This window comes from Porphyromonas sp. C0026D3, assembly GCF_056590775.1.
Map to the genome: position 1 here is coordinate 1 of NZ_JBWPWU010000006.1, position 18,133 is coordinate 18,133.

Annotated in this window: 17 protein-coding genes and 1 tRNA gene; 3 read left to right on the top strand and 15 right to left on the bottom strand. The window is 53.7% G+C overall.

Annotated features, from left to right (window positions below):
- Positions 1 to 274: 274 nt before the first annotated feature.
- From AC1EK1_RS05760 to AC1EK1_RS05770, 3 genes are all read left to right on the top strand, one after another.
- On the top strand, positions 275 to 799 hold the full coding sequence (locus tag AC1EK1_RS05760) for an RNA polymerase sigma factor (protein ID WP_480306277.1): 525 nt from the start codon (positions 275 to 277) through the stop codon (positions 797 to 799).
- A 109-nt stretch (positions 800 to 908) separates the two neighbouring features.
- Positions 909 to 995, top strand: a tRNA-Ser gene (locus AC1EK1_RS05765).
- A 241-nt stretch (positions 996 to 1,236) separates the two neighbouring features.
- Positions 1,237 to 1,824 carry a hypothetical protein gene (locus AC1EK1_RS05770; protein ID WP_480306275.1) on the top strand — a complete coding sequence of 196 codons (588 nt, stop codon included), beginning with the start codon at positions 1,237 to 1,239 and terminating at the stop codon, positions 1,822 to 1,824.
- Positions 1,825 to 1,887: 63 nt separating this feature from the next.
- Here the strand turns inward: AC1EK1_RS05770 and AC1EK1_RS05775 are convergent, their stop codons facing one another.
- The 15 genes from AC1EK1_RS05775 to AC1EK1_RS05845 all read right to left on the bottom strand — a co-directional run bounded on the left by AC1EK1_RS05775 (position 1,888) and on the right by AC1EK1_RS05845 (position 18,104).
- Positions 1,888 to 7,569 carry a hypothetical protein gene (locus AC1EK1_RS05775; protein WP_480306273.1) on the bottom strand — a complete coding sequence of 1,894 codons (5,682 nt, stop codon included), beginning with the start codon at positions 7,567 to 7,569 and terminating at the stop codon, positions 1,888 to 1,890.
- The gene (locus AC1EK1_RS05780; protein ID WP_480307288.1) at positions 7,566 to 8,276 is read right to left on the bottom strand and encodes a hypothetical protein; all 711 of its coding nucleotides are present in this window, start codon (positions 8,274 to 8,276) and stop codon (positions 7,566 to 7,568) included. Before AC1EK1_RS05780 ends, AC1EK1_RS05775 begins: the two co-directional genes overlap by 4 nt.
- Before the next feature lie 228 nt (positions 8,277 to 8,504).
- Positions 8,505 to 12,647 carry a tape measure protein gene (locus AC1EK1_RS05785; RefSeq protein WP_480306270.1) on the bottom strand — a complete coding sequence of 1,381 codons (4,143 nt, stop codon included), beginning with the start codon at positions 12,645 to 12,647 and terminating at the stop codon, positions 8,505 to 8,507.
- A gap of 6 nt (positions 12,648 to 12,653) precedes the next feature.
- Entirely contained in the window at positions 12,654 to 12,851 is a 198-nt protein-coding gene (locus AC1EK1_RS05790; RefSeq protein WP_480306269.1) for a hypothetical protein, read from the bottom strand.
- On the bottom strand, positions 12,848 to 13,294 hold the full coding sequence (locus AC1EK1_RS05795; protein ID WP_480306268.1) for a hypothetical protein: 447 nt from the start codon (positions 13,292 to 13,294) through the stop codon (positions 12,848 to 12,850). Before AC1EK1_RS05795 ends, AC1EK1_RS05790 begins: the two co-directional genes overlap by 4 nt.
- Positions 13,291 to 13,740: a hypothetical protein gene (locus AC1EK1_RS05800; protein ID WP_480306267.1), complete on the bottom strand. Its 450-nt coding sequence runs from the start codon at positions 13,738 to 13,740 to the stop codon at positions 13,291 to 13,293. The genes AC1EK1_RS05795 and AC1EK1_RS05800 overlap by 4 nt, the downstream gene beginning before the upstream one ends.
- Positions 13,737 to 14,153, bottom strand: a complete 417-nt coding sequence (locus tag AC1EK1_RS05805; protein WP_480306266.1) for a structural protein P5 — start codon at positions 14,151 to 14,153, stop codon at positions 13,737 to 13,739. The genes AC1EK1_RS05800 and AC1EK1_RS05805 overlap by 4 nt, the downstream gene beginning before the upstream one ends.
- Positions 14,116 to 14,646 carry a hypothetical protein gene (locus AC1EK1_RS05810; protein ID WP_480306265.1) on the bottom strand — a complete coding sequence of 177 codons (531 nt, stop codon included), beginning with the start codon at positions 14,644 to 14,646 and terminating at the stop codon, positions 14,116 to 14,118. Before AC1EK1_RS05810 ends, AC1EK1_RS05805 begins: the two co-directional genes overlap by 38 nt.
- Before the next feature lie 72 nt (positions 14,647 to 14,718).
- Complete coding sequence (locus AC1EK1_RS05815; protein WP_480306263.1) at positions 14,719 to 15,141, bottom strand: hypothetical protein; 423 nt, start codon at positions 15,139 to 15,141, stop codon at positions 14,719 to 14,721.
- A gap of 4 nt (positions 15,142 to 15,145) precedes the next feature.
- Entirely contained in the window at positions 15,146 to 15,589 is a 444-nt protein-coding gene (locus AC1EK1_RS05820; RefSeq protein ID WP_480306262.1) for a hypothetical protein, read from the bottom strand.
- Complete coding sequence (locus tag AC1EK1_RS05825; protein ID WP_480306260.1) at positions 15,577 to 15,969, bottom strand: hypothetical protein; 393 nt, start codon at positions 15,967 to 15,969, stop codon at positions 15,577 to 15,579. Before AC1EK1_RS05825 ends, AC1EK1_RS05820 begins: the two co-directional genes overlap by 13 nt.
- A complete protein-coding gene (locus AC1EK1_RS05830) occupies positions 15,959 to 16,309 on the bottom strand; it encodes a hypothetical protein (protein ID WP_480306259.1) in 351 nt (116 codons plus the stop codon). The genes AC1EK1_RS05825 and AC1EK1_RS05830 overlap by 11 nt, the downstream gene beginning before the upstream one ends.
- 11 nt (positions 16,310 to 16,320) lie before the next feature.
- Entirely contained in the window at positions 16,321 to 16,644 is a 324-nt protein-coding gene (locus AC1EK1_RS05835; protein ID WP_480306258.1) for a DUF6706 family protein, read from the bottom strand.
- A gap of 6 nt (positions 16,645 to 16,650) precedes the next feature.
- Positions 16,651 to 17,712, bottom strand: coding sequence for a hypothetical protein (locus AC1EK1_RS05840; RefSeq protein WP_480306257.1), 1,062 nt, complete (start codon positions 17,710 to 17,712; stop codon positions 16,651 to 16,653).
- Between the two features lie 20 nt (positions 17,713 to 17,732).
- Positions 17,733 to 18,104 (bottom strand): hypothetical protein, encoded by a 372-nt coding sequence (locus AC1EK1_RS05845; protein WP_480306256.1) that lies wholly within the window; start codon positions 18,102 to 18,104, stop codon positions 17,733 to 17,735.
- Between the last annotated feature and the right edge of the window lie 29 nt (positions 18,105 to 18,133).

Here is an 18,133-nt window from a genome sequence, read left to right on the forward strand (position 1 = left end):
ATTACGATGGGAGAGTAGGTAGCCGCCACTTATCGAGAGACGCATAGGAGCAACCCTCCTGTGCGTCTCTTTTTTTTGTCTTCTGCTAGATCTTTGTCTTGCTATGATCTTTTCCAGACAGACTTTGTAATGTCTTCAGCAGACGATAGTTCTTTTGAGTTATGCTTAATAGTCCTTTTTTATTTGTATATTTGGGAGGTTTTGCTGGTCTAATATATGGCAAAAAAGCAAAGCATAACACGAACTAACGATTGAAGACAACCATATACTCTATATGAATACACTTACGGCAACGAGCGGAGATGCTTTTGAGCAAAACTTGTTGAGTCTGCAAGGCAATATGTACAGTTTTGCCCTTTCTCTGACTGCTGACTCAACAAAAGCTCAGGATTTATTGCAAGACACCTCACTCAAGGTACTCTGTAACAAAAAGAAATACCGAAAGGATACCAACTTCAAAGGATGGGTCTTTACAGTCATGCGCAACCTTTTTATCAACGACTACTATCGTATGGCACGCACTCGTGATATATTTGATAGCAACGCCGATATCTCCTACCTAGGAGCTCAAAAAGACAGCGAGGGGATGCAGACGCCCGACCGAGCCGTCTCACTGCTAGAAATCAACCAAGCTATAGGTGATCTTGATGAAGAGTACCGTGACCCTTTCGGCATGTACTTGGCTGGGTATAAGTACCGCGAGATTGCCGACCGAATGAACCTACCGATTGGAACGGTCAAGAGTCGCATCTTTTTCGCCCGCAAAAAGCTACAAGAAAGCCTCAGTGACTACCGATAGTGGGAGTAGCCCATGCTCCAACGACTCAAAAAATAGGAATAATCTAAAACAGAAGCCGGATTTTTTGGGAGATAGGAGAAATGTGGGTACATTTGCACACACAATAGGAGGAAGTGTGGGTGAGTGGCTGAAACCACCAGTTTGCTAAACTGACGTACGGGTAACCGTACCGGGGGTTCGAATCCCCCCGCTTCCGCAGGAAAGAAACCGCTCAGAGCCTTATACGCTGGCTTTGAGCGGTTTTTTATTTGAAAACGTGGGTGCAAAATCGGGTACATCGGCATTGATAGGGTCTAATTTGGGTACATTTTCAAGGTTTGTCCCCGTTTGGGTACATAGACTGTTTTTTCGCATTAGTCACTCCCTTTATCTCCCATTAAATTAGTACCTTTATTGTGTTAATGGATTTAGGAATTACTAACCAAACGATAATGATTATGAATGCGAAGAGACTACTGATGGCGGTTGTGGCGGTGCTGATGGTCACCGCTTGCAACACCAATAAGCCGAATGGAAAACTACTAGACCCTAGTGCTATGCTATACGTTAATGTAAAGGATGAACTCCCCAGAGCTGAGAATGAGGGGACAGAGACAGAGGAAAGACTGCTTACCCCTGCGGAGATCGTAAAAGAGAGCCTAAACTTTTGCCTGGATACTCCTAGCGGTGTTATAAACGTCCTCAATGGTATTGGTGATGAAATGAAGGACTACGAAAACAACCGTATCAAGATGTGGGGGCAGCAGATCATTCGTGAAGATGGTAAGCTGGAGGAGTATTTCATCAAGTCTAAGAATGTGCGAATAATTGCTAGCAATGTACCTGGAAAGACTAATCCTACAGTTGACGAAGGTATCATTGCCTATATCCCCAATAAGGTCATGCAGGAGGGGTGGATTAAGATTAAGAAAGCATACGATGCAGGAAACTATGAGGAGGTCTATAGACTATTCCAAGAGGTTTACACTGCCATTCCAATCACTCCAAGTGAGTATGCCAAGCTGAGAGAAAAGGGGGAGAATTGATTGCCTCGAAATACAAAGAAAGACGGTACCGATGGTTAGGTCGGTGCCGTCTTTCTTTTTGTCCTACTCTGCCTTGAAGCAAACGTAGCTAAAGCCGTTGGGGGTCAGGTTGTCATTGTTGGTGATAATAGCTACCTCAAAGGAGTAGGCTTGGACGTTGAATACCCGTGCAGCCAAGCTCCAGCGGTCGTTGTTGTCATTGCTGTCGGTTATCTGCACGGTGGGTATGTACTTGTCGTCGGGGATGGAGTGGTAGACAGTGTATCGTTTGGTGCTGTAGCTATAGCTCACTTGTGGATAGCTCGTTCCACTCCTATTCTTGTACTTGCCAAACGCCTTCTCTATACCGCCACTACTGTTGACCATTACCCCGCAGAGTGGCATGCCCGGGGTGTCGATGTAGTCGGCTTTGAGCCCGCCCTTCATCTTGAGGGCGGGAGAGCCTGTGCCGAGGTAGTCGAAGTCTAAGTACCGTCCTGCTCCGCCGTAAAAGCGCACCCCTCTCGGTGTGATGATCGCTTGCTTGTAGTCGGAGTTGTAGACTTGGCGTACTTTTAGCCCCGTGACGGAGGCGTCGACGTTGGCGGGGTAGTCTCGGCGGAGTGCGTAGAGGTGAACCCATATCTCGTGACGGATGGTGTGCCTGCCCTTGTTGAGGACAAGTGTGGTGGTGAACTTGCCGGTACTGTCACTTGAGCTCTCGTATTGTTTGCTTTCTTCATTGTACCAGAGAAGGGGCAGTCCTTTGTCGTTTGGCTCGAGGATGATCCATTTTCCGCTGACCTCCTTGAGTGTGGTGCCGTCCACATAGAGCCGTGTGCCGTAGTATATGCAGCTTTCGAGGGCAACCTCAGATCGGTTAGGACGGAGCGGGTAGGAGTAGAGGTTTAGGTTGTCAAAGGATATGGTAACGGTGGTGCTGTCGTTGGCGACGGTAAAGGTCTGCTCGGCTTGGGCGGATGAGTAGGCTGTACTGATTGGCTTTAGGGTGAGTGCGGTGGTGGTATCAATGGCGTTGGCTCGGAGGACCTGCTCGATGGACTGCGTACTCATGCGCCCGACAGAGAGGTAGGGGGTGCTGTCTGTCGTGTCCTTGTAGTCAATACGGTCACCACCGAAGTGTATGTCTCCGAAGTGTCCGGTGCCGTCGTGGTTGATGGCTACCTCGGAGGTCTCGGTGCTTTGCCCGAAGTCCTTGATACCCGCTTTGATGAAGTTGCCCTTGCCCTCGTTGTAGCCCGATATGGAGGTGGTAATCTCGTTATCGTTGTTGCTCATCAGGATAGCCTTGAGCAGTATGAGTGCGCCGGCTATCTGTACTTTTTCGCCCTTGCCGAGAGCGTTGAGGAGGTACTGTATGTCCTCAAACCTGCTTGCGTCGAGCTTACCACTCTGCAGCTCCTTGCTTATCTTGTCGAGTGTGGCGATGGCGGTGTTGGCGTTGGAGAGACCTTGTCGGAGCTCTTCCTCGGGGTTGCTCCAAGGCTCCCATGCGCTGTCATCCTTGGTACCTTGGCGGATAAGCACCGTTGAGTTTTGCATGGTCGCTTTTTGTTGCACCGGACCACCTGAGCTATCACTCCAGTTATTTGTTGTCTCAAGCGTGCAGTAATACCCATCTCTCCAGCCGGTGGGGATTCCGATGGCGGACTGCAACTTAAACTCCTTGACGGTGGTTCTATTATAGTTTTGTCGGTACCACTTTGGCAGCTGGTTATCCTTGCGGGTGTCCTTGACATCTAAGCCGTCACCTTTATCGCCTTTATCACCTTTTACTCCATCCTTTCCTGGCTCTCCCTTGATTTGTATATATATTTCTGGCTTTGAGTTGACGAATCTTGTCATCCGCATGTATCTAGCATTACCAGGAACAGTGGTCGTTGTGTTCACATTACTCCAACTATCGGAGCAATACAGGTAATTGCCGATGTATTTCTTATCTCTGTCGTAAAAAAACAATCGGGTGCGCTCCTTGCTCTGAGCCATAGACTTAACTGGTGATTGCTTTATGACTAGCTTATCCTCGCCTAATATATCTATGAAGTTGGTCGCCCTTTCGATTGCGCTGAGATCAGAAAAAGTGTAGCCATTGTTTATGTCGTAAAAACCAGACAAAAAACTGAACAAATCCACCAAATTAGTACGTACTCCTGCTCCGTCTCGGCCTAGTGCCTTGATACCCGTGTCGGTGTACTTGGTGCCGTCCCACTCATGCCAATTGCCGTTGAGTATCTTGGGGGCCTTGCCGTCATCTCCTACACTAGTGCGCCCGGTATCGATGTACTTGCCCTGCGATGGGACATAGACCTCCCAAGTCTTTGTTGTTGGATTGATCCGTGGTGGGTTGGCGTTGATGGCGTCTATCTCTGCCTGTAGGTCTTCTGGTGCGGGGGTCCAATCGGTGGCGATGGTGCCACGCTCGATTTTGACTACGGGATTTGAGCAAGGGAAACCAATGCGGATATAGGCGGTCTTTGCTGGTGGTGTCAGGGTCTTTGTGTAGCCTGCCGGTCTCTCACTCCAGTCAAACGACCAGCCTATAAACACCTTATCCTTATCGTGGTAATGTATGATCGGTACTGACACCCCGCCCTTCTTGAGCTTAAATGTCAGTGGCATTGCTCCGTCCCACTCGTGGTAGGTCGGGTCGTAGGCAAAGTCTTTATACAGCATTACCTTGTAGTCCTTGTCTCCCGGGTTGCCTTTGTTGTAATCTCCAAAAAGATAGCCGGGTATCATCCTTGACATCACGGCGAGGTTGCGTCCACCTACCTGTATGTTATCAATTGATGCTTGCCGTGCTATCTCCAACTGCTTGTTGAGGGTGGCGTAAGCATCCTTGTAGACGGAGTAGCGTCTGTCTACCTCGGCTACCTCCGCCTTGGTGGCCACTCCATCTGCAATAGCCGATGTGATGTACTTAGTGAGGTTGTCAACAGCTCCGGCACAGCTCACCTTGGCATTGAGTAGGTCAGCAGAGTTGGCGAGTGAGCTATTGTAGAGCTTATCATACCTAGCTAGTACCCCTGACCACTCGGTGTTGACCACGTTGATGTAGCCCTTGATTTGTGTCGCTTCCTGCTGCGTGATTACTCCATCCCTAAATGCTCCGTCTACGTATGTCTTTAGGTCGGCACTAGCTTTGTTAGCGGTATCTACTCCTTTGCGTACATTATCTATCTCTGCCTGCACGTCCTCGGGGGAGGGGGTCCACTGCTGGGGTACGACTGTGCCTTTGACGAGTGCTATATGTGTGATGGTCGTGACAAACCCTGCCTTGCCCTGCTTGAGCTGTGCGGGGATGTAGAGGCGTAGGTAGGTGTTGTCGGCGTTGTGCTCGGGGTTGGTAGGGTGCTGGTGTCGCCAGGCAAAGGTGGCGTCCCATACTTTCTCGGTGGGGTTGTATTGAGTGTTTGCCAGTCCGATGTATCCTCCTGAGTTGTTGATGTACATGAGTGTGTCATCTGTGCCGATGTTGCCCCATATCCGTAGTGAGTAGGTGGCTCCCTCTATCATCTCGGTGGGGGTGGATATGCGGTACTCGGCCACTACGTAGTTTTGGTTGCTGATTTGGCGGTCGCTGTTCAGTATCAGGTTGCGCCCGCCGACCTGTATGTTGCCGTCCAGCTCTTTGGCTTTGGCAATTGCGTCGGTGTAGGCTTGCTTGGAGGTCTCTTTGATCACCGCCTCCACCCCTTTGGTGCTGCCGTCGGGACGGCGAAACTCTATGCTGTCGCTGTAGATGGTGCCGGTCTCGAGGTCGATCAGCATGTTGCCGGTGCGTGAGCGGATGAGCTTGGTGGCGATGTGCGAGGGGCTTATCTCCGTAAAGCCGTAAAGGGGCGTAAAGTCTCGGCTTCCCTCGGTGCCGTTGAGTAGCCCCACCAGCAGTCGGTCGGGGGTGACCTCTAGGGGCTTGGTGCTGACGACGTACCGTGGCGTGGGCTTTAGCTCGGTGTAGATGTAGGCCTGCCGGTCCTCTGCCTTGAGGGTGTAGGTGAGTGTGGGTATCGTGGTCTCCACGGTCTTTGGCTCGGGCTCTAGGGTCGTGCCCGGCACCCTCCGGCGTATCACCTGCCGGGGTATCGTCACGGCACCGCCCTTACCCTCGCTCCACTGAAAGCTACCGCCTACGAACTCAAACTGCAAAGCTGGTGAGCCGATGACGGCATACATCGTCTGCAGGGTCTCGGGCTTGAGTGCTTGGGTAAAGCCCTCCAGCTTTAGCTTCTCCACCATCTCCCGCACCGCTTGGGTGTCTTTGTAGGTGCGGTCTTGGAGCTTCACCAGCCCCGCCCGCAGCTCTTCACGCTGTCGCACCTCTGCATTCTCGAGGGTGGCGATTTGAGTGGCGAGCGAGCCAACCATATAGGGGGCGTTTGAAAAGGTGATGCGAGGGGTGTAGGGGCTGTTGAGCGACGTCCGCACCGAGCTAATCCGCACCTCACTAGAGGCACCCTCCAGCCTTACGATCGTGCCGACCACCAGCTTATGAGCCACCGTGCCCCAGTTCTTCTTAGCCCAGAGCCCATCCAACTCAGCACGGTACTGCAGGCGTGGCTCCAGTCGCTCCGCCATATACTCCGCCCCTTTGAGTAGCATCTCGCCCTCGGCACTTGTGATGTACTCATCGGGGAGCGAGCAACCAAAGATCGCATACTTATCCCCAACCGCAGGGTAAAAAGTGGTAGGTTCAGGCATCAACACCCCGTCCACTTCCTTACGCACCAGCCGGAACCGCTTCTCACTGTGGACATACCCGACCAGCTTATCCTCCTTTGTGGCGAGGTCAAAGGTGCGCCCCGCCAGGCGACCGCTCTGAAACTCCAGCCGCATCGTATCTCCTCCCACGCGGTGCCGGCCGTAGTCAATCGTATTGGCATCGTCCAGGACGTCCCATTCCTCACCCACTTGCTCCACCTTGCTCACCGTACCGACCCGCTTGGGGTAGACGGAGGAAGCGTCAAAGGCACGCTCCGAGGTATTGAGCCGTGTGTCCCCCTCTAGCGAAATGTACCGCCCTTCAGCGTCCGCAACAAAGGTGCGACCACCCACCGACACCTTGCCCCCCTTGGGGAGGTGAAGCACGTGCCCGCCATACTTCGCAGGGTCGATGTTGCGGTTTCCGCCCACCACATAGAGCCGACCTAGGGCCCTCTCCTTGGGGTCCGGCTCCACGGTGATGTCCTTTTTCAGCCCCTCGCGATAGGCGAGCAGGAGTGGATCCGCCTTGTGCCGCTCCACTCTGCCGAAAGAGATGGAGCCGTCCGTCAGCTGCACCTCCGTTTCGAACTTAGAAGCTACCATACGGCACGCCTCCAGTAGCGAGGTGTTGTTGAACGCCATCACCCGGGTAGCGTCGCCGGTGGTGCAGGCACCCACCTTCCAGCCGGTGAGGCAGCCCGAAATGAGTTCTGCGTATTGGTCTGTCCGTCCCGTAAAGACGAACTTCGTCCGCCCGAGCTTGTCTTTCACCAGCACCCGATCCAGCTCCATGTGTCGTCCCTCGAGGTTGAGTGTATAGCGGTACTCCCGTGTGCTTACCTTCACCACCTTGGGGGTAGAGAAAAGCGAGTACCGCTCCCCTCGCCACGTCACGTAGCAGAGCTCAGGCACCGGTGCCTCCTCCGCCAATACAAAGTCAAGGGAGATGCGGCCGAACCGCTCCAACGTCTCCTCACAAAAAGAGCTATCCAGGGCGACCACCTCGCGCCACAGCTCACCATCAGGTCTATATATCTTCATAACGTCAAAAAGTTTAGGTCCACCTCCCAATAAAACGTATCGCCATACAGCTCAAGGGCAGAGGTACCGCCCGATTGATACTCCATCTCCACGCCGTCCACCAGCGTCTTGGGGGCAAAAAGCACCGACACCAGTCGGTCGTACGCTCCCCATAGTTCCGCCCCTTTTGCCTTGATCAAAAGCTTCAGAGAGCGAGAGCTCCGCCCCTGTACCACCGTACCGTTCGTTACATAGAGACCGCCGACCATACCCGTTACCTGTTCCGAGGCTCCCGGCTTAATTGCCACCGTGCTACCTGCGAGTTGCGACCCCTCAAGGAGTGCCTCCGAAAGCGTCGTTGGCTCCTTGGATAGCACCACCTTGGGGGTGTCCAGCACGCCCGAGAGGCGCACCTCCGTAAGTGCGTCGCTGAACTCCTCCCGAGTGACGTTGGTAACCCGAAGTGGGACCACCCGACCGAGGAACTGCACCTCCGCCACCTCTTTAGTGAGCAGCGAAGCCCACAGCCCCGGCATCTGCGTAGGGGTTGCGCCAATGACTACCTCCACCTCCTTGCTACCGGGGTAGAGTGGCTCTGTGGTGTCCACCTCTGTAGGGGCATCGCCCCACTCGTTCACGAGCCGTTTCTTGGGCTTCGGAGGGGTGAAGAGCGAGGCGAGCGACCCTTGCTTTGCGTCTACGTCTATTCCGTTGATGGTCATCATCATAATATAGTGTGTTGTGTTTTTTGGGGGTAGGTGTCCGCCCGAGCAGAAGCCCGGCACCGGATGAGAAAAAGTATCTGATACTTTCGAGATGAAATATCCGATACTTTCGGAAGAAAATATAGGGAACTATTTTCCATGAGATGGGACAAGTCAAAGTGTTTCTATTTCACGTACCAAACGAAATGGTTTCACGTACCAAACATTTGTGTTGCTCTGCGGAGGGGTGCGTTACTTCATCGTTAGCCCGTTGGTCACCACGTCCTTGATGTTGGTGTCGATGCTTCGGGTGTGGCTCTCCACCTGCTCGGTGAGCGAGCGGATCGCCCGCACCTCTTGCCACCCTTTTGTCTGCAGACCTAGGAGCGTGACGGAGTAGGTGTCAAAGTTTTTGGAGAACTTATCCACCATCTGCACCTGCAGATTGAGGAGGGCGTTATTCTCATCCACACTCTCCTGCGACGCTTGTGCAATGCCCTTGGCCTCTGCGTGGCGACCATCCTCAGTGGAGAGAGCGTCACTGCCAATCGCACGAGCCATCGCCTCGTACTTCTTCCGTACCGCCTCCGTGGTGCTGTAGTAGCTCTGGCGAAGGGCTTCTATCTCCGCCTCCGTATAGGTGCCGTCCTCGCCTGCCTTGGCGAAGTTGTCGTACCACTTCTGCATCTCACGCACGAGATACTTATTCTTGATGATCCGCTTGATGGCTCCCTGCATGGTCTTTTCGAACGTCTCTGCAGGCGACTTCATGGCGTCATCGAGGTTGCTGATCCACTCGAGTGCGTCATTCGTCACCGCATCCAGGGAGGTGCCTGTGATGGCGTCCTTTCGCTCCTTCTCCGCATCTGCTATCTGCTTCTGCATCTCTAGGATATTGGAGTAGTAGTCCTGCATCTCTTTGCCTAGCGCACTCCATAGCTTTGGTGACTGCTTGAGCTTCTCGATCTCTTCGATAGAGAGCTTTTGGAGGTTTTCAAAAGCGTTCCAATTGCCCCCTAAAAAATGATTTCCTTGGAAGATGTCCCGCCCAAGTGTCTGCTTCAGCAACTCGGCCTCCTCCCTCAATCTGCCCACCACGTAAAAGCCGTGCGAAGACTTGGCACCAAAGCCGAGGAAGCCGTCCTTGGCACCGCTGGACATCCACTTCTCCATCATCTCGTAGGTCTCCTTTTGCCCCTGCTTGAGGAGGGCGAGCGTCTTTTTGTACGCCTCACCCACCTTGTCTGGGGCGAGGGACCGCATTAGCTCCATATTGGCGCGTGCCAGCTCACGGGTAGAGCTGATGAGCGACCGGTACGCCTGCTTCTGCTCCTCGCTCAGCTCGGTATTTTTTGAGAACCACTTCGCCACCATCTGCATGATAGAGATGGCGGAGCTGATGATCGATAGGATCACCGTGCCGGCCTCCAGGGTCTTCATGGCCTTTTGCGTCCCCGTGGTAGCTGTCTTCACCCCTTTGACAGAAGTGTTGGCAAAGGTCATGATGCCGTCGATCATGCCGATCACGGAGGAGGAGAGACTGCCCGCATCCTGTATGATACCACCGAGCGTGCCACCCACTGACTGGCCGAGCTTGTCAAAGCCACCCGTCAGGTTGGTCAGCGTCTTGTGGAGGTCTTGCCACTCCTTGAAGGAGCGACCGGTGCCACCCTTGCTCGCTTCCCGCTTTGCCTTCTTTACCGCCTCTGTCAGCTTCGTCGCCTCCGCGCGCTTTACGGCCAACTCTTCGGGGCTAACATCTGAGCCTGTCTCCATTGCTTGAAGGGCTGCCTGAGCTTCGGCGAGCTTCTGAATAAGGGCATCGAGAGACATATCTGCCATCTTGTCCAGCCACTCTTGGAACTCATCGCTGCGCATGGCAAACTGAAGGTCAATCGCCTCAAGGGCGGTCTTCTGCTTCTCCTCCGCCTCCTTGATATTGTCCTCATCGCCACGCTCACGAAGGACCGCAATCTCCGCTTCCGCTTCCTCCATCACCGCCCGTCGCTGTTGCTCATAGGTGGCGTACTTCTCGAGTAGGCTTTGGTAGTACTTATCCTTGTCCTGCGTCCACTTCTCCTCTGCCTGCGCCTCTAGGTCGTAGAATAGGGCGTTGGCCTGCTCTTGCGTCGCCTTGTGCTTGGTGATGTACTCCTGCTTGCTCTTCTCGATGTTGTTGAGCGTGGTTTGATACTGAGCCTCTATCAGCTCCATACCGGACAGACCGGAGAGGGCCGACTGCCGAAGGCTGTCTGCACCGCTCTCTACCTGCTTGTGCACACTCTCTTCAAACGACTTGCGGAGGCGTGCCGCTTCGTCCACCAGCTTTTTCGCTTTAGAGCCGCCACTGCCGGTAGTAGAGGAGCCGAGGAGGTTGTCGAGTGCTGACTTGGCGGTATTCAGCTCCTTCGTTTTCTCCTCAATGAGCGACGCAAAGGTCTGCCCCTCCTCTAGCTTCCAATCGCCCTTGCGGAGCTTGCGGAGGTCTTCCTCCAGTCCTTTTACCTTGGCTCTGGCACTATCCACCTCGTCACTGAAGGTAGCTTTCTTTACCTCCTTGTCAAAGCCTGATAGCGTCTCCTTGGCTGTCTTGATACTGCGGTCCAGCTTCTTCAACTTATCATCATCCTCTAGGGTTGTGAAGCCCTTGAGGTTGATGCCGGATACAATCTTCTCCCGCTCCTTGAGTAGTCTGTTCACCTCCTTCTCCTGCAGTGCCCGCTTGTCGGCTGTGGTCATGCGGGCGGTGGCTAGCTCCCGCTCCGACTTGGAGACATCCGCTTCGGCCGCCTTTATATCAGCCTCTAGGTGGCTCAGTCGCATGGCACTGCCTTGGTCGACTACCACGATGTTTTTCTTCTGCTTTCTTAGGTCGTCAAGGTGAGCTCTCTTCTTGGAGAGGAGTAGGTCCTCGTTGGCTCTGGTGAGCTCCTTGGTAAGCTGAGTGGCACTCATCAGCCTGATCTCCTCGTCGCTCATATTTTTGAATATCTTGGGGAAAAGGTCGTTGAGCCTGGAGCGAGCGTTGTGGAGCTCTAGGAGGGTGGAGGACTCGCTCTTCATCACCTGCACCGCTGCCATCGCCTTATCCTTAGCTTCATTAGCATCGGCCTTTGCCTTCTCATTCGCTTCGTTGAGGCGGTTTTGAGCCTTCTCCACCTCGGAGGTGCGGTCCCGAAGGATAGCGTAGGCAGCGACTAGGCCAATCACCGCCCCCACGAGAGCGACAATCGGGTTGCCCTTGACGGTAGTGTTGAAGATAGATTGCACCTTGGTGGCTACCTTGGTGCTGGCAATGTAGGAGGCCAACCCCTTTTGGTGAATGCCCATAGCCACGGAGCAAGCCACGATGGCTGCTCTGGCACTGCCGTAGGTGATGATAAAGGTGCCGAGTACACGGCCCACCTCTTTGTAGTGCTCCACTAGGAAGGAGACGCCCTGCAGACCCTTGGAGAGCATGCCCTCGCTCTGCTTGCCGATCTCGTTGATCATGATCTGAATGGCGTCCTGGATATTGGCGATCTGACCCGTGAGCGACTTACTTTGCTCCTCCATGAGGTTGTTGAAGCGAGTGGCACGCATGCTCTGCATCGCCTGCTCAAACTCCTTGGCCCCCACCTTGCCGGCAGTCACCAACTCGGACACCTTGTCCTTGGAGACGCCAAACTGCTTCGCCAGCTCTTCCGCCAAAGGAATACCACGTCCCATGAACTGGATCATGTCACGGGTGTAGACCCGCCCCTGCGTCATCGTGGTGCCGTAGAGGTAGACGAGGTCGGAGAGGGGGAGCGATAGCCCCGAGGCGATATCCCCCAGCATTAGGAGCTTGTCATTGATATCCTCTGCTGCCACCCCGTAGGCGAGGAGCTGCTTGGCCCCTTGCGTCACCCCTTGGAGGTCAAAAGGGGTCTTTGCTGCGGTGTCGGCCAGCTGTGTGATGAGTGTCTGGGCCTTGCCGGCACTGTGTAGCATCGTGCCGAAGGCAATCTCCAGCTGCTGAAACTCACCCCGCACCGCCGTCACCTGCTTGGCAAATGCAGCGACAGCCCCGACAGTGAGAAACTTTGCCCACTTGCCGGCCAAGAGATCCAAGCTCCCGCCATACTCAGAGCTCACCCTTGTGCCCGAGGTCATCGACTCCTCCAGCTCGCTTATCTTGGAGCGGAGACGTTCGACTTCTGCCGAACTCTTGGAGGTGTCTATCTCGGGGAGCCTAAACACCGTGGGCGGGAACTTGAGCCCGCCAAAAGGGTTGCTGGGGAGCTCAAGTTCCGCCTTGATCTTCAGGTGCCGCTGTATCATCTGCTCGGTGCGAGCGGTCATCTGCTGCAGCTCTCGGAGCTTCCGCCGAAACTCCCTATCGTCCAGGTCTATACTGTATGATTTGTGTGCCATCTCTATTTACTGTTGCTGTGCTTGTATCATTCGGGCAAAGTCGCCCATGCTCTTTGCCTCTCGGGTCTCAGAGGGTGCGGGGGTGTCGCTCTTACTCTCGTAGGAGGGGATCACTCGGGCATACATCACTAGGTCCTCCATCGTCATCTCATCGAGGATATAGTTGGGTGTGAGGTGGTAGTAGCCGGCGACACTCGCAATCACGCCCCAGAAGGAGTCTCCACTTCCCTCGTCGGGGCTAGTCGGCTTTGCCGGTGGCTTAGGAAAGTGGTAAAGACGAAAAAACCCTCAATCTCCTGCTCTGCCGTCAGCACCTCCAGCACAAAGTTGGCTACCTCCGTGGGTGTGCACCGCTTGGCGAGCGACTGCCTGAGCGAGGGACTGCCCTCTCCGTCGGTGAGGAGGAGGGCGGCCGCCTCGGTGAGGGCATCGGCCTTCTGTAGGTTCCGGATCATCTCCACGATGCTCACCCCCTCCTCAGTGTGGGGCGTGAGCTTCGTGAAGAGGGCTTCTATCTGTAGCGACGTGCGGACAGAGGGGCGAGGCACCTCCAGCTCCACCCCTCCGAGCTTTGCCCTGACAGGGGCTCTGGTGATGCTCTCCACCACTCGTACAATCTCCGACTCTGCTCTCTTGAATAGCTTCATAAAAGTCTGCGTAGTTTAATCACTCCTATAATGAGCACCACCAGCGTGGCACCGATCGCCACGCCCCATAGGGTGGCATTGACACGGCTTGGCAGTGTGGCGGTGGCGGGTGGCGGGGTGGTCACCTCTCTAATGGTGTCTCTTTGCACAATGTAAAGGGTGTCTCGCACCCGCTCCACCACTCGCACGAGCTCCCCTTGCTCTCTTACCTCCTCACGCTCCAGGGCTCCGGTAGGTAGAAACCAGCGTGCGGTATGGCGTTGGTAGGGTAAGCGAATGCTATCCCGCTCCAGCCTCACCCCCTGCTGTATCGTGGCGGTGTGGCTCCTCACCGCCTCTTTACTAGGTCGGCACTCTGCACAAAGGCAAGCGAGCAAAAGCACGGCAAGAGCTACCACGGCATACCCTGTAGCTGTCCGCCCACCTATTGGCTTCCTCTTCCTCATAGCCCGGCGAGGTCCAGCCCCTTATGGATGGTGGCGGGGTCGCCCGGCACGCCGCACTCCACCAGCCACATCGCTTCGATGAGGCGGTAGACGAGACTTCGGTTGGTGAGGTCCAGGGGCACATCTCTCTGCACCTTGGCTCTCGTGCTGACCCGCTCAATGTACCGCTCCGTGTGGTTTTCGTTCGTCGGTGCATACCTACGTATAATCTCGGTAAGGGTACGTAGGTGGTACCGCCGTTGGTAGTTCCGCATAATCACAATGGCGGCTCGCACCCCCCACTCAGGTGCCACAAATTGGCAAAAGGCGGGGTCGCTCTGCGTCGGTGCCAGCCCTCTCCAGCGGTCGCTTGTCCGTCGTATGTTGAGGGGGTTGTTATTCCTCAGTCCCCTTGGGGTTCTCTTTGCGGTCATCATCAGTAGTGGTTACATAGTTGTTGACGTTCTTCTTTAGCTCCTCTTCAGATATCTGGATACCTATCCTGTCGAGCAGCTTTGGTACAAACTTCACTGCGAGTATATAGTAGAGGAGTCGCACCCCTCGCGTCTTAGGACTAATCTGTAGGAAGTTTTGCAGTATCTTCACGGTATAGCCCCATAGGGCTATCCAGGATACTATCTTCACGGCAAAAAGGGCTTTGTCGTACTCTCCAAACAGATGAAAGGCGAGGTGAATGAGCACCACCAACAGCATATAGAATACCAGCTGTGTAAAAGCTCTCCAAAACTTGGTGAGGCTAAACCGCTCCCTTCTCGTGATGTAGTTGCTTTGGTAGCCTACAAAGGCATTCACCATCGCAAAGATTACGAGTGCAATCAGTGCATTGGTCGTCGGTGCAATCATGGCCATGATCACCGCCCAGGTGGACACAATGACGGTCTTGATTATATCTATTACGCTCCACATATATAAATAAATCCGGGGCGGGGAGGGAATTACTCCTTGCCCGCCCCGTGGTTAGTATGTTTCACTTCCCAATCACGCATTGGTGGTGCTCGCATCGCTGACGGTAAATAAGGTGCCGTCATCCTCTGCAATAGCGTTGTAGGTTACCTTCGTGCCGTATCCGCCATCTTCCGTGAAGACTGGAGCAACTGAGACAGTGCCCTTCTTGAAGCTAATTACCTCTCCTACTTTATCCTTCGGAGATACTGTAAGGGTAGTCTCTCCCGCTAGCACTGACTTAAAGGCACCAGCTTCAATGCCCTTTAACTCGTAGCTAACACGAATGGAGCCCTGCATCTGTCGCTTATCTACAACTCGTCCGCTGATGGCTTTCCACTCTTTGGTATTACCCTCCTGGTACTCCAGACTGTAGCTACCCTCTTTTACCACACCAGTGGGACCTTTGCCGAGCTTAAACTCAAGCTCACCCCACGCTGTTCCTTTTACTGCTGCCATAATATTACTTTCTATCAATTAATGCGTTATACTTATACTTGATTCGGAGCGTCACTCGTGTTGCTCCATTATCCTCTTCCGTCTGTACGGTGCGTTCAGTCCTTAGGTCGTACCCGCTTATCTTCGTCTCTTTTAGCATGTCAAGAAGTAATCTTGCCACGTCTGTGGAGCGGGCCACATTCTTAACCCTGTAAGTGTCTCCATTGCCTTCGTGAGGGACATAAACATTGACCACTACCACTCCCGTCTGTACTTGACCATCTAGCCCAGAGAGGAAGGACACAACTGCATCCTCTTTATCTCCTCTGTTTGTTGGTCTTGCGTCACGGCGGTAGATGTACCCATTGATGCGGCTGTTGAGGTACTCCTTCACGACGGTGTAGATGTCGCCCTCGACCTCTTCACTCGTCTTGAAATCTCCTCTTATCATTTGGCTTACCTTTGCCATTCTGTCATCAGCTTGTCAATGATTAACTCTCCTGCGGTATTCACGTCGTACCCGCTAGCTTCTACGAAGGTGGCATAGTGTTCACCAGCTACGAATATGAGACTTGTACCGTTGTTCGGCATCAGCTCTTCGATTAGCTTTTTGCCTTTCTTCCGACCATCTTCGCCGTTAAGTACCACGTTGAAGCCTCCCTCGTGACATATCTCGCCATCTCTGACAACTGCATAGCCGATTGAGCTGATGAGACACCCAGTACGGTCTTGGAATGCTCTTGAGTTGACTGCCATTTCGTAGGCTTCCTCGCCTACTAATATGAGCCACTCTAGCTGGTCCTGCCTCACCTCTTCCTTGAAGCTCTGTGCAAACTCACTAAACTCCATAAGGCTCTCCTAGCTCTATCTCGTAATGATCTAGCAGATAGGCTTTCGCCACACTCTGCACGCTGTACCCACCTAGCGACCGTCCTCCGTCTGTGAATAGCTCAGCTTGTGTGCTTTCTTCTATCCACTCTGGAGCGTCTGCGATATATAGGTGTACGTGGTAGAGTGACTGGCGAAAGTGACCATCTGAGTACCTTCCCCGAACGTCATCACGGACCGTTTGCTTCTGGCACGTGATGGGCTCCGACCATTCAAGAGAGGAGGTTGGCACCCCATATTCGTTTGGGGCATCTTCTCCGACTTTTCGGGAGAGCTTTATTAGTGCGTTGGGTACTAACATTTCGAGAGAAATTAGTAAATGGTAACCTTTGGCTTGTCCGCACCGTCTAGGATGTTTTCTAGTCCAAGTTCACGGCACTTTGTGCGGTAGTAAAGCCGCAAGGCCTCCTGCCCTGCTCGAGAGATGGATACCCCCAACTCGCTGATGCTAGTCGGTTGCAAAAGCACCTCCGGAATACGCTTTACAAACGCCCGCTCAACGGCGAGTAGGGTCTCACTCGTGAGGGGAGTGTCTGGGTCTAGCTCGCTTGCTATAACCACCGTCTCCACCTCGTGAGCGGGAACCATACCGCCTAGGCTGCGATACTTGCTCTCTATGAACTCCTTGACGGTCATACCATACTAGATTGCTTTTGTGAGGTCGATATTTACGATGGCACGGGCCTGCGTAAGCTCTGGCACCCACTTGCACTCGTACTCCATGAAGCGGCCCTTGTTGGTGCGCTCTGTAGCGACTAGGATGCCACCCTCCGACTCTGTGTACACCTTACCAGGTACACGGTCGCCAGCTTCGTAGGTACGCTTCCACCTCATATAGCCGAGGTTACCCTCAGGTATAAAGGCGAGCTTGCCCTCCTCTAGCATTGGGATATCCTCATCGTTGAGTGTCCTTACGAACTGCGATACCACACGCACTTTTGGAAGTCCGAAGCTCTCAAAGAGTGCGGAGAGCATGTCAATAGTAAGGAGCCCCGTTACGGTTGCTTCATTGGTGCCTAGCTTCTGCTTGAAGAGTGCTTTGAACTCATCGGAGAGCATGAAGTACTTAGCGAAGGTCTCGTTGCTCATCAGTACCTCACGGTAGCGGTAGCGGCGGTACTTGGTCGCTAGTTTCTGTAGGAAAGTGAAGAGCTTACCCTTGTCGGTGGTCTTCGCCTCCTCCTTATTGGTTGGCATCTCTAGGTCTAGCACCTGCACGCCTTGAGGGTTATCTTTAAGAGTGATGCTTGCAGTACCGTTAAGCATAAGGTCAGAAAGGACCTTATCCATACGTTTTTCAGGAGCTAGCACTAGCTCATTGAAGTCATCTACTAGGAAGTCGGTAACTTCTCGTACGCTCTCGGCGTCCATACCGCTACGGTTGAGACGATCGATAAGTGTCTGCAGTTGCTCTAGCCGAGCATTGTCCATCTGGAAGCGGTCACCGAGGTTGGCTACTTGAAGAGTGCCCTCTACTAGCCCTTGGCGGTTGCGAATTGGCTTCTCCGAGTAGGCATCGATGACGCTACCCATACGCACTGCCGACTTGGCTCCATAAGCGGTGGCGAAGATGTCGCTGTTGGTCTCACGGAAAGAGAGGTAATCCCGCCAGAATGGGTGGTCGTTCTGTACCGCCTTGGAGCGGTCGATAACTGCCCCGATGATTTGTGAGGAGCCTAGGATATCGTTGATTGTATAGTTCATGTTGTTACGCTAATTTGTTGTTAAACTGTGGCTGTGTTCTTTAAGAAAAGGAACCTTCCATTTGCTTGCAATGCCTTTACGACTGCGTCACTGAGTGGAATAAGCTCTGCCCGAACTTCGTCGGCTGCGTTCACCGCTGTAATGGTGGCTCCACTCTCTACCTTCACGCCTGTGTAAAGTAGTCGGTTGGTCTTTGCTTCGTCTGCTCCCTTAGCTACCTTGGCGGTGCGTTTCTCAAAGTCTACCACTAGTGGGGTGCCCTTATCTACGGTGCTTCCCTCTGTGAGACCAGTAGTGTCGAGGTTGTAACCTCCGCTATCTACGCGGACGGTGTCCTCTCTCCATAGTTCCTTGACACCTTGCACGGCGTCTTTGTTGTACGATATTTTCATACTTTTAGTCCTTTCATAAGTTCTGGTTA

Coding starts and splice junctions, on each gene's coding strand:
- AC1EK1_RS05830 (WP_480306259.1), bottom strand. CDS start 16,309: ATGTTAGTACCCAACGCACTAATAAAGCTCTCCCGAAAAGTCGGAGAA.
- AC1EK1_RS05785 (WP_480306270.1), bottom strand. CDS start 12,647: ATGGCACACAAATCATACAGTATAGACCTGGACGATAGGGAGTTTCGG.
- AC1EK1_RS05795 (WP_480306268.1), bottom strand. CDS start 13,294: ATGAAGCTATTCAAGAGAGCAGAGTCGGAGATTGTACGAGTGGTGGAG.
- AC1EK1_RS05770 (WP_480306275.1), top strand. CDS start 1,237: ATGAATGCGAAGAGACTACTGATGGCGGTTGTGGCGGTGCTGATGGTC.
- AC1EK1_RS05800 (WP_480306267.1), bottom strand. CDS start 13,740: ATGAGGAAGAGGAAGCCAATAGGTGGGCGGACAGCTACAGGGTATGCC.
- AC1EK1_RS05810 (WP_480306265.1), bottom strand. CDS start 14,646: ATGTGGAGCGTAATAGATATAATCAAGACCGTCATTGTGTCCACCTGG.
- AC1EK1_RS05845 (WP_480306256.1), bottom strand. CDS start 18,104: ATGAAAATATCGTACAACAAAGACGCCGTGCAAGGTGTCAAGGAACTA.
- AC1EK1_RS05815 (WP_480306263.1), bottom strand. CDS start 15,141: ATGGCAGCAGTAAAAGGAACAGCGTGGGGTGAGCTTGAGTTTAAGCTC.
- AC1EK1_RS05775 (WP_480306273.1), bottom strand. CDS start 7,569: ATGAAGATATATAGACCTGATGGTGAGCTGTGGCGCGAGGTGGTCGCC.
- AC1EK1_RS05805 (WP_480306266.1), bottom strand. CDS start 14,153: ATGACCGCAAAGAGAACCCCAAGGGGACTGAGGAATAACAACCCCCTC.
- AC1EK1_RS05820 (WP_480306262.1), bottom strand. CDS start 15,589: ATGGCAAAGGTAAGCCAAATGATAAGAGGAGATTTCAAGACGAGTGAA.
- AC1EK1_RS05835 (WP_480306258.1), bottom strand. CDS start 16,644: ATGACCGTCAAGGAGTTCATAGAGAGCAAGTATCGCAGCCTAGGCGGT.
- AC1EK1_RS05840 (WP_480306257.1), bottom strand. CDS start 17,712: ATGAACTATACAATCAACGATATCCTAGGCTCCTCACAAATCATCGGG.
- AC1EK1_RS05760 (WP_480306277.1), top strand. CDS start 275: ATGAATACACTTACGGCAACGAGCGGAGATGCTTTTGAGCAAAACTTG.
- AC1EK1_RS05780 (WP_480307288.1), bottom strand. CDS start 8,276: ATGATGATGACCATCAACGGAATAGACGTAGACGCAAAGCAAGGGTCG.
- AC1EK1_RS05825 (WP_480306260.1), bottom strand. CDS start 15,969: ATGGAGTTTAGTGAGTTTGCACAGAGCTTCAAGGAAGAGGTGAGGCAG.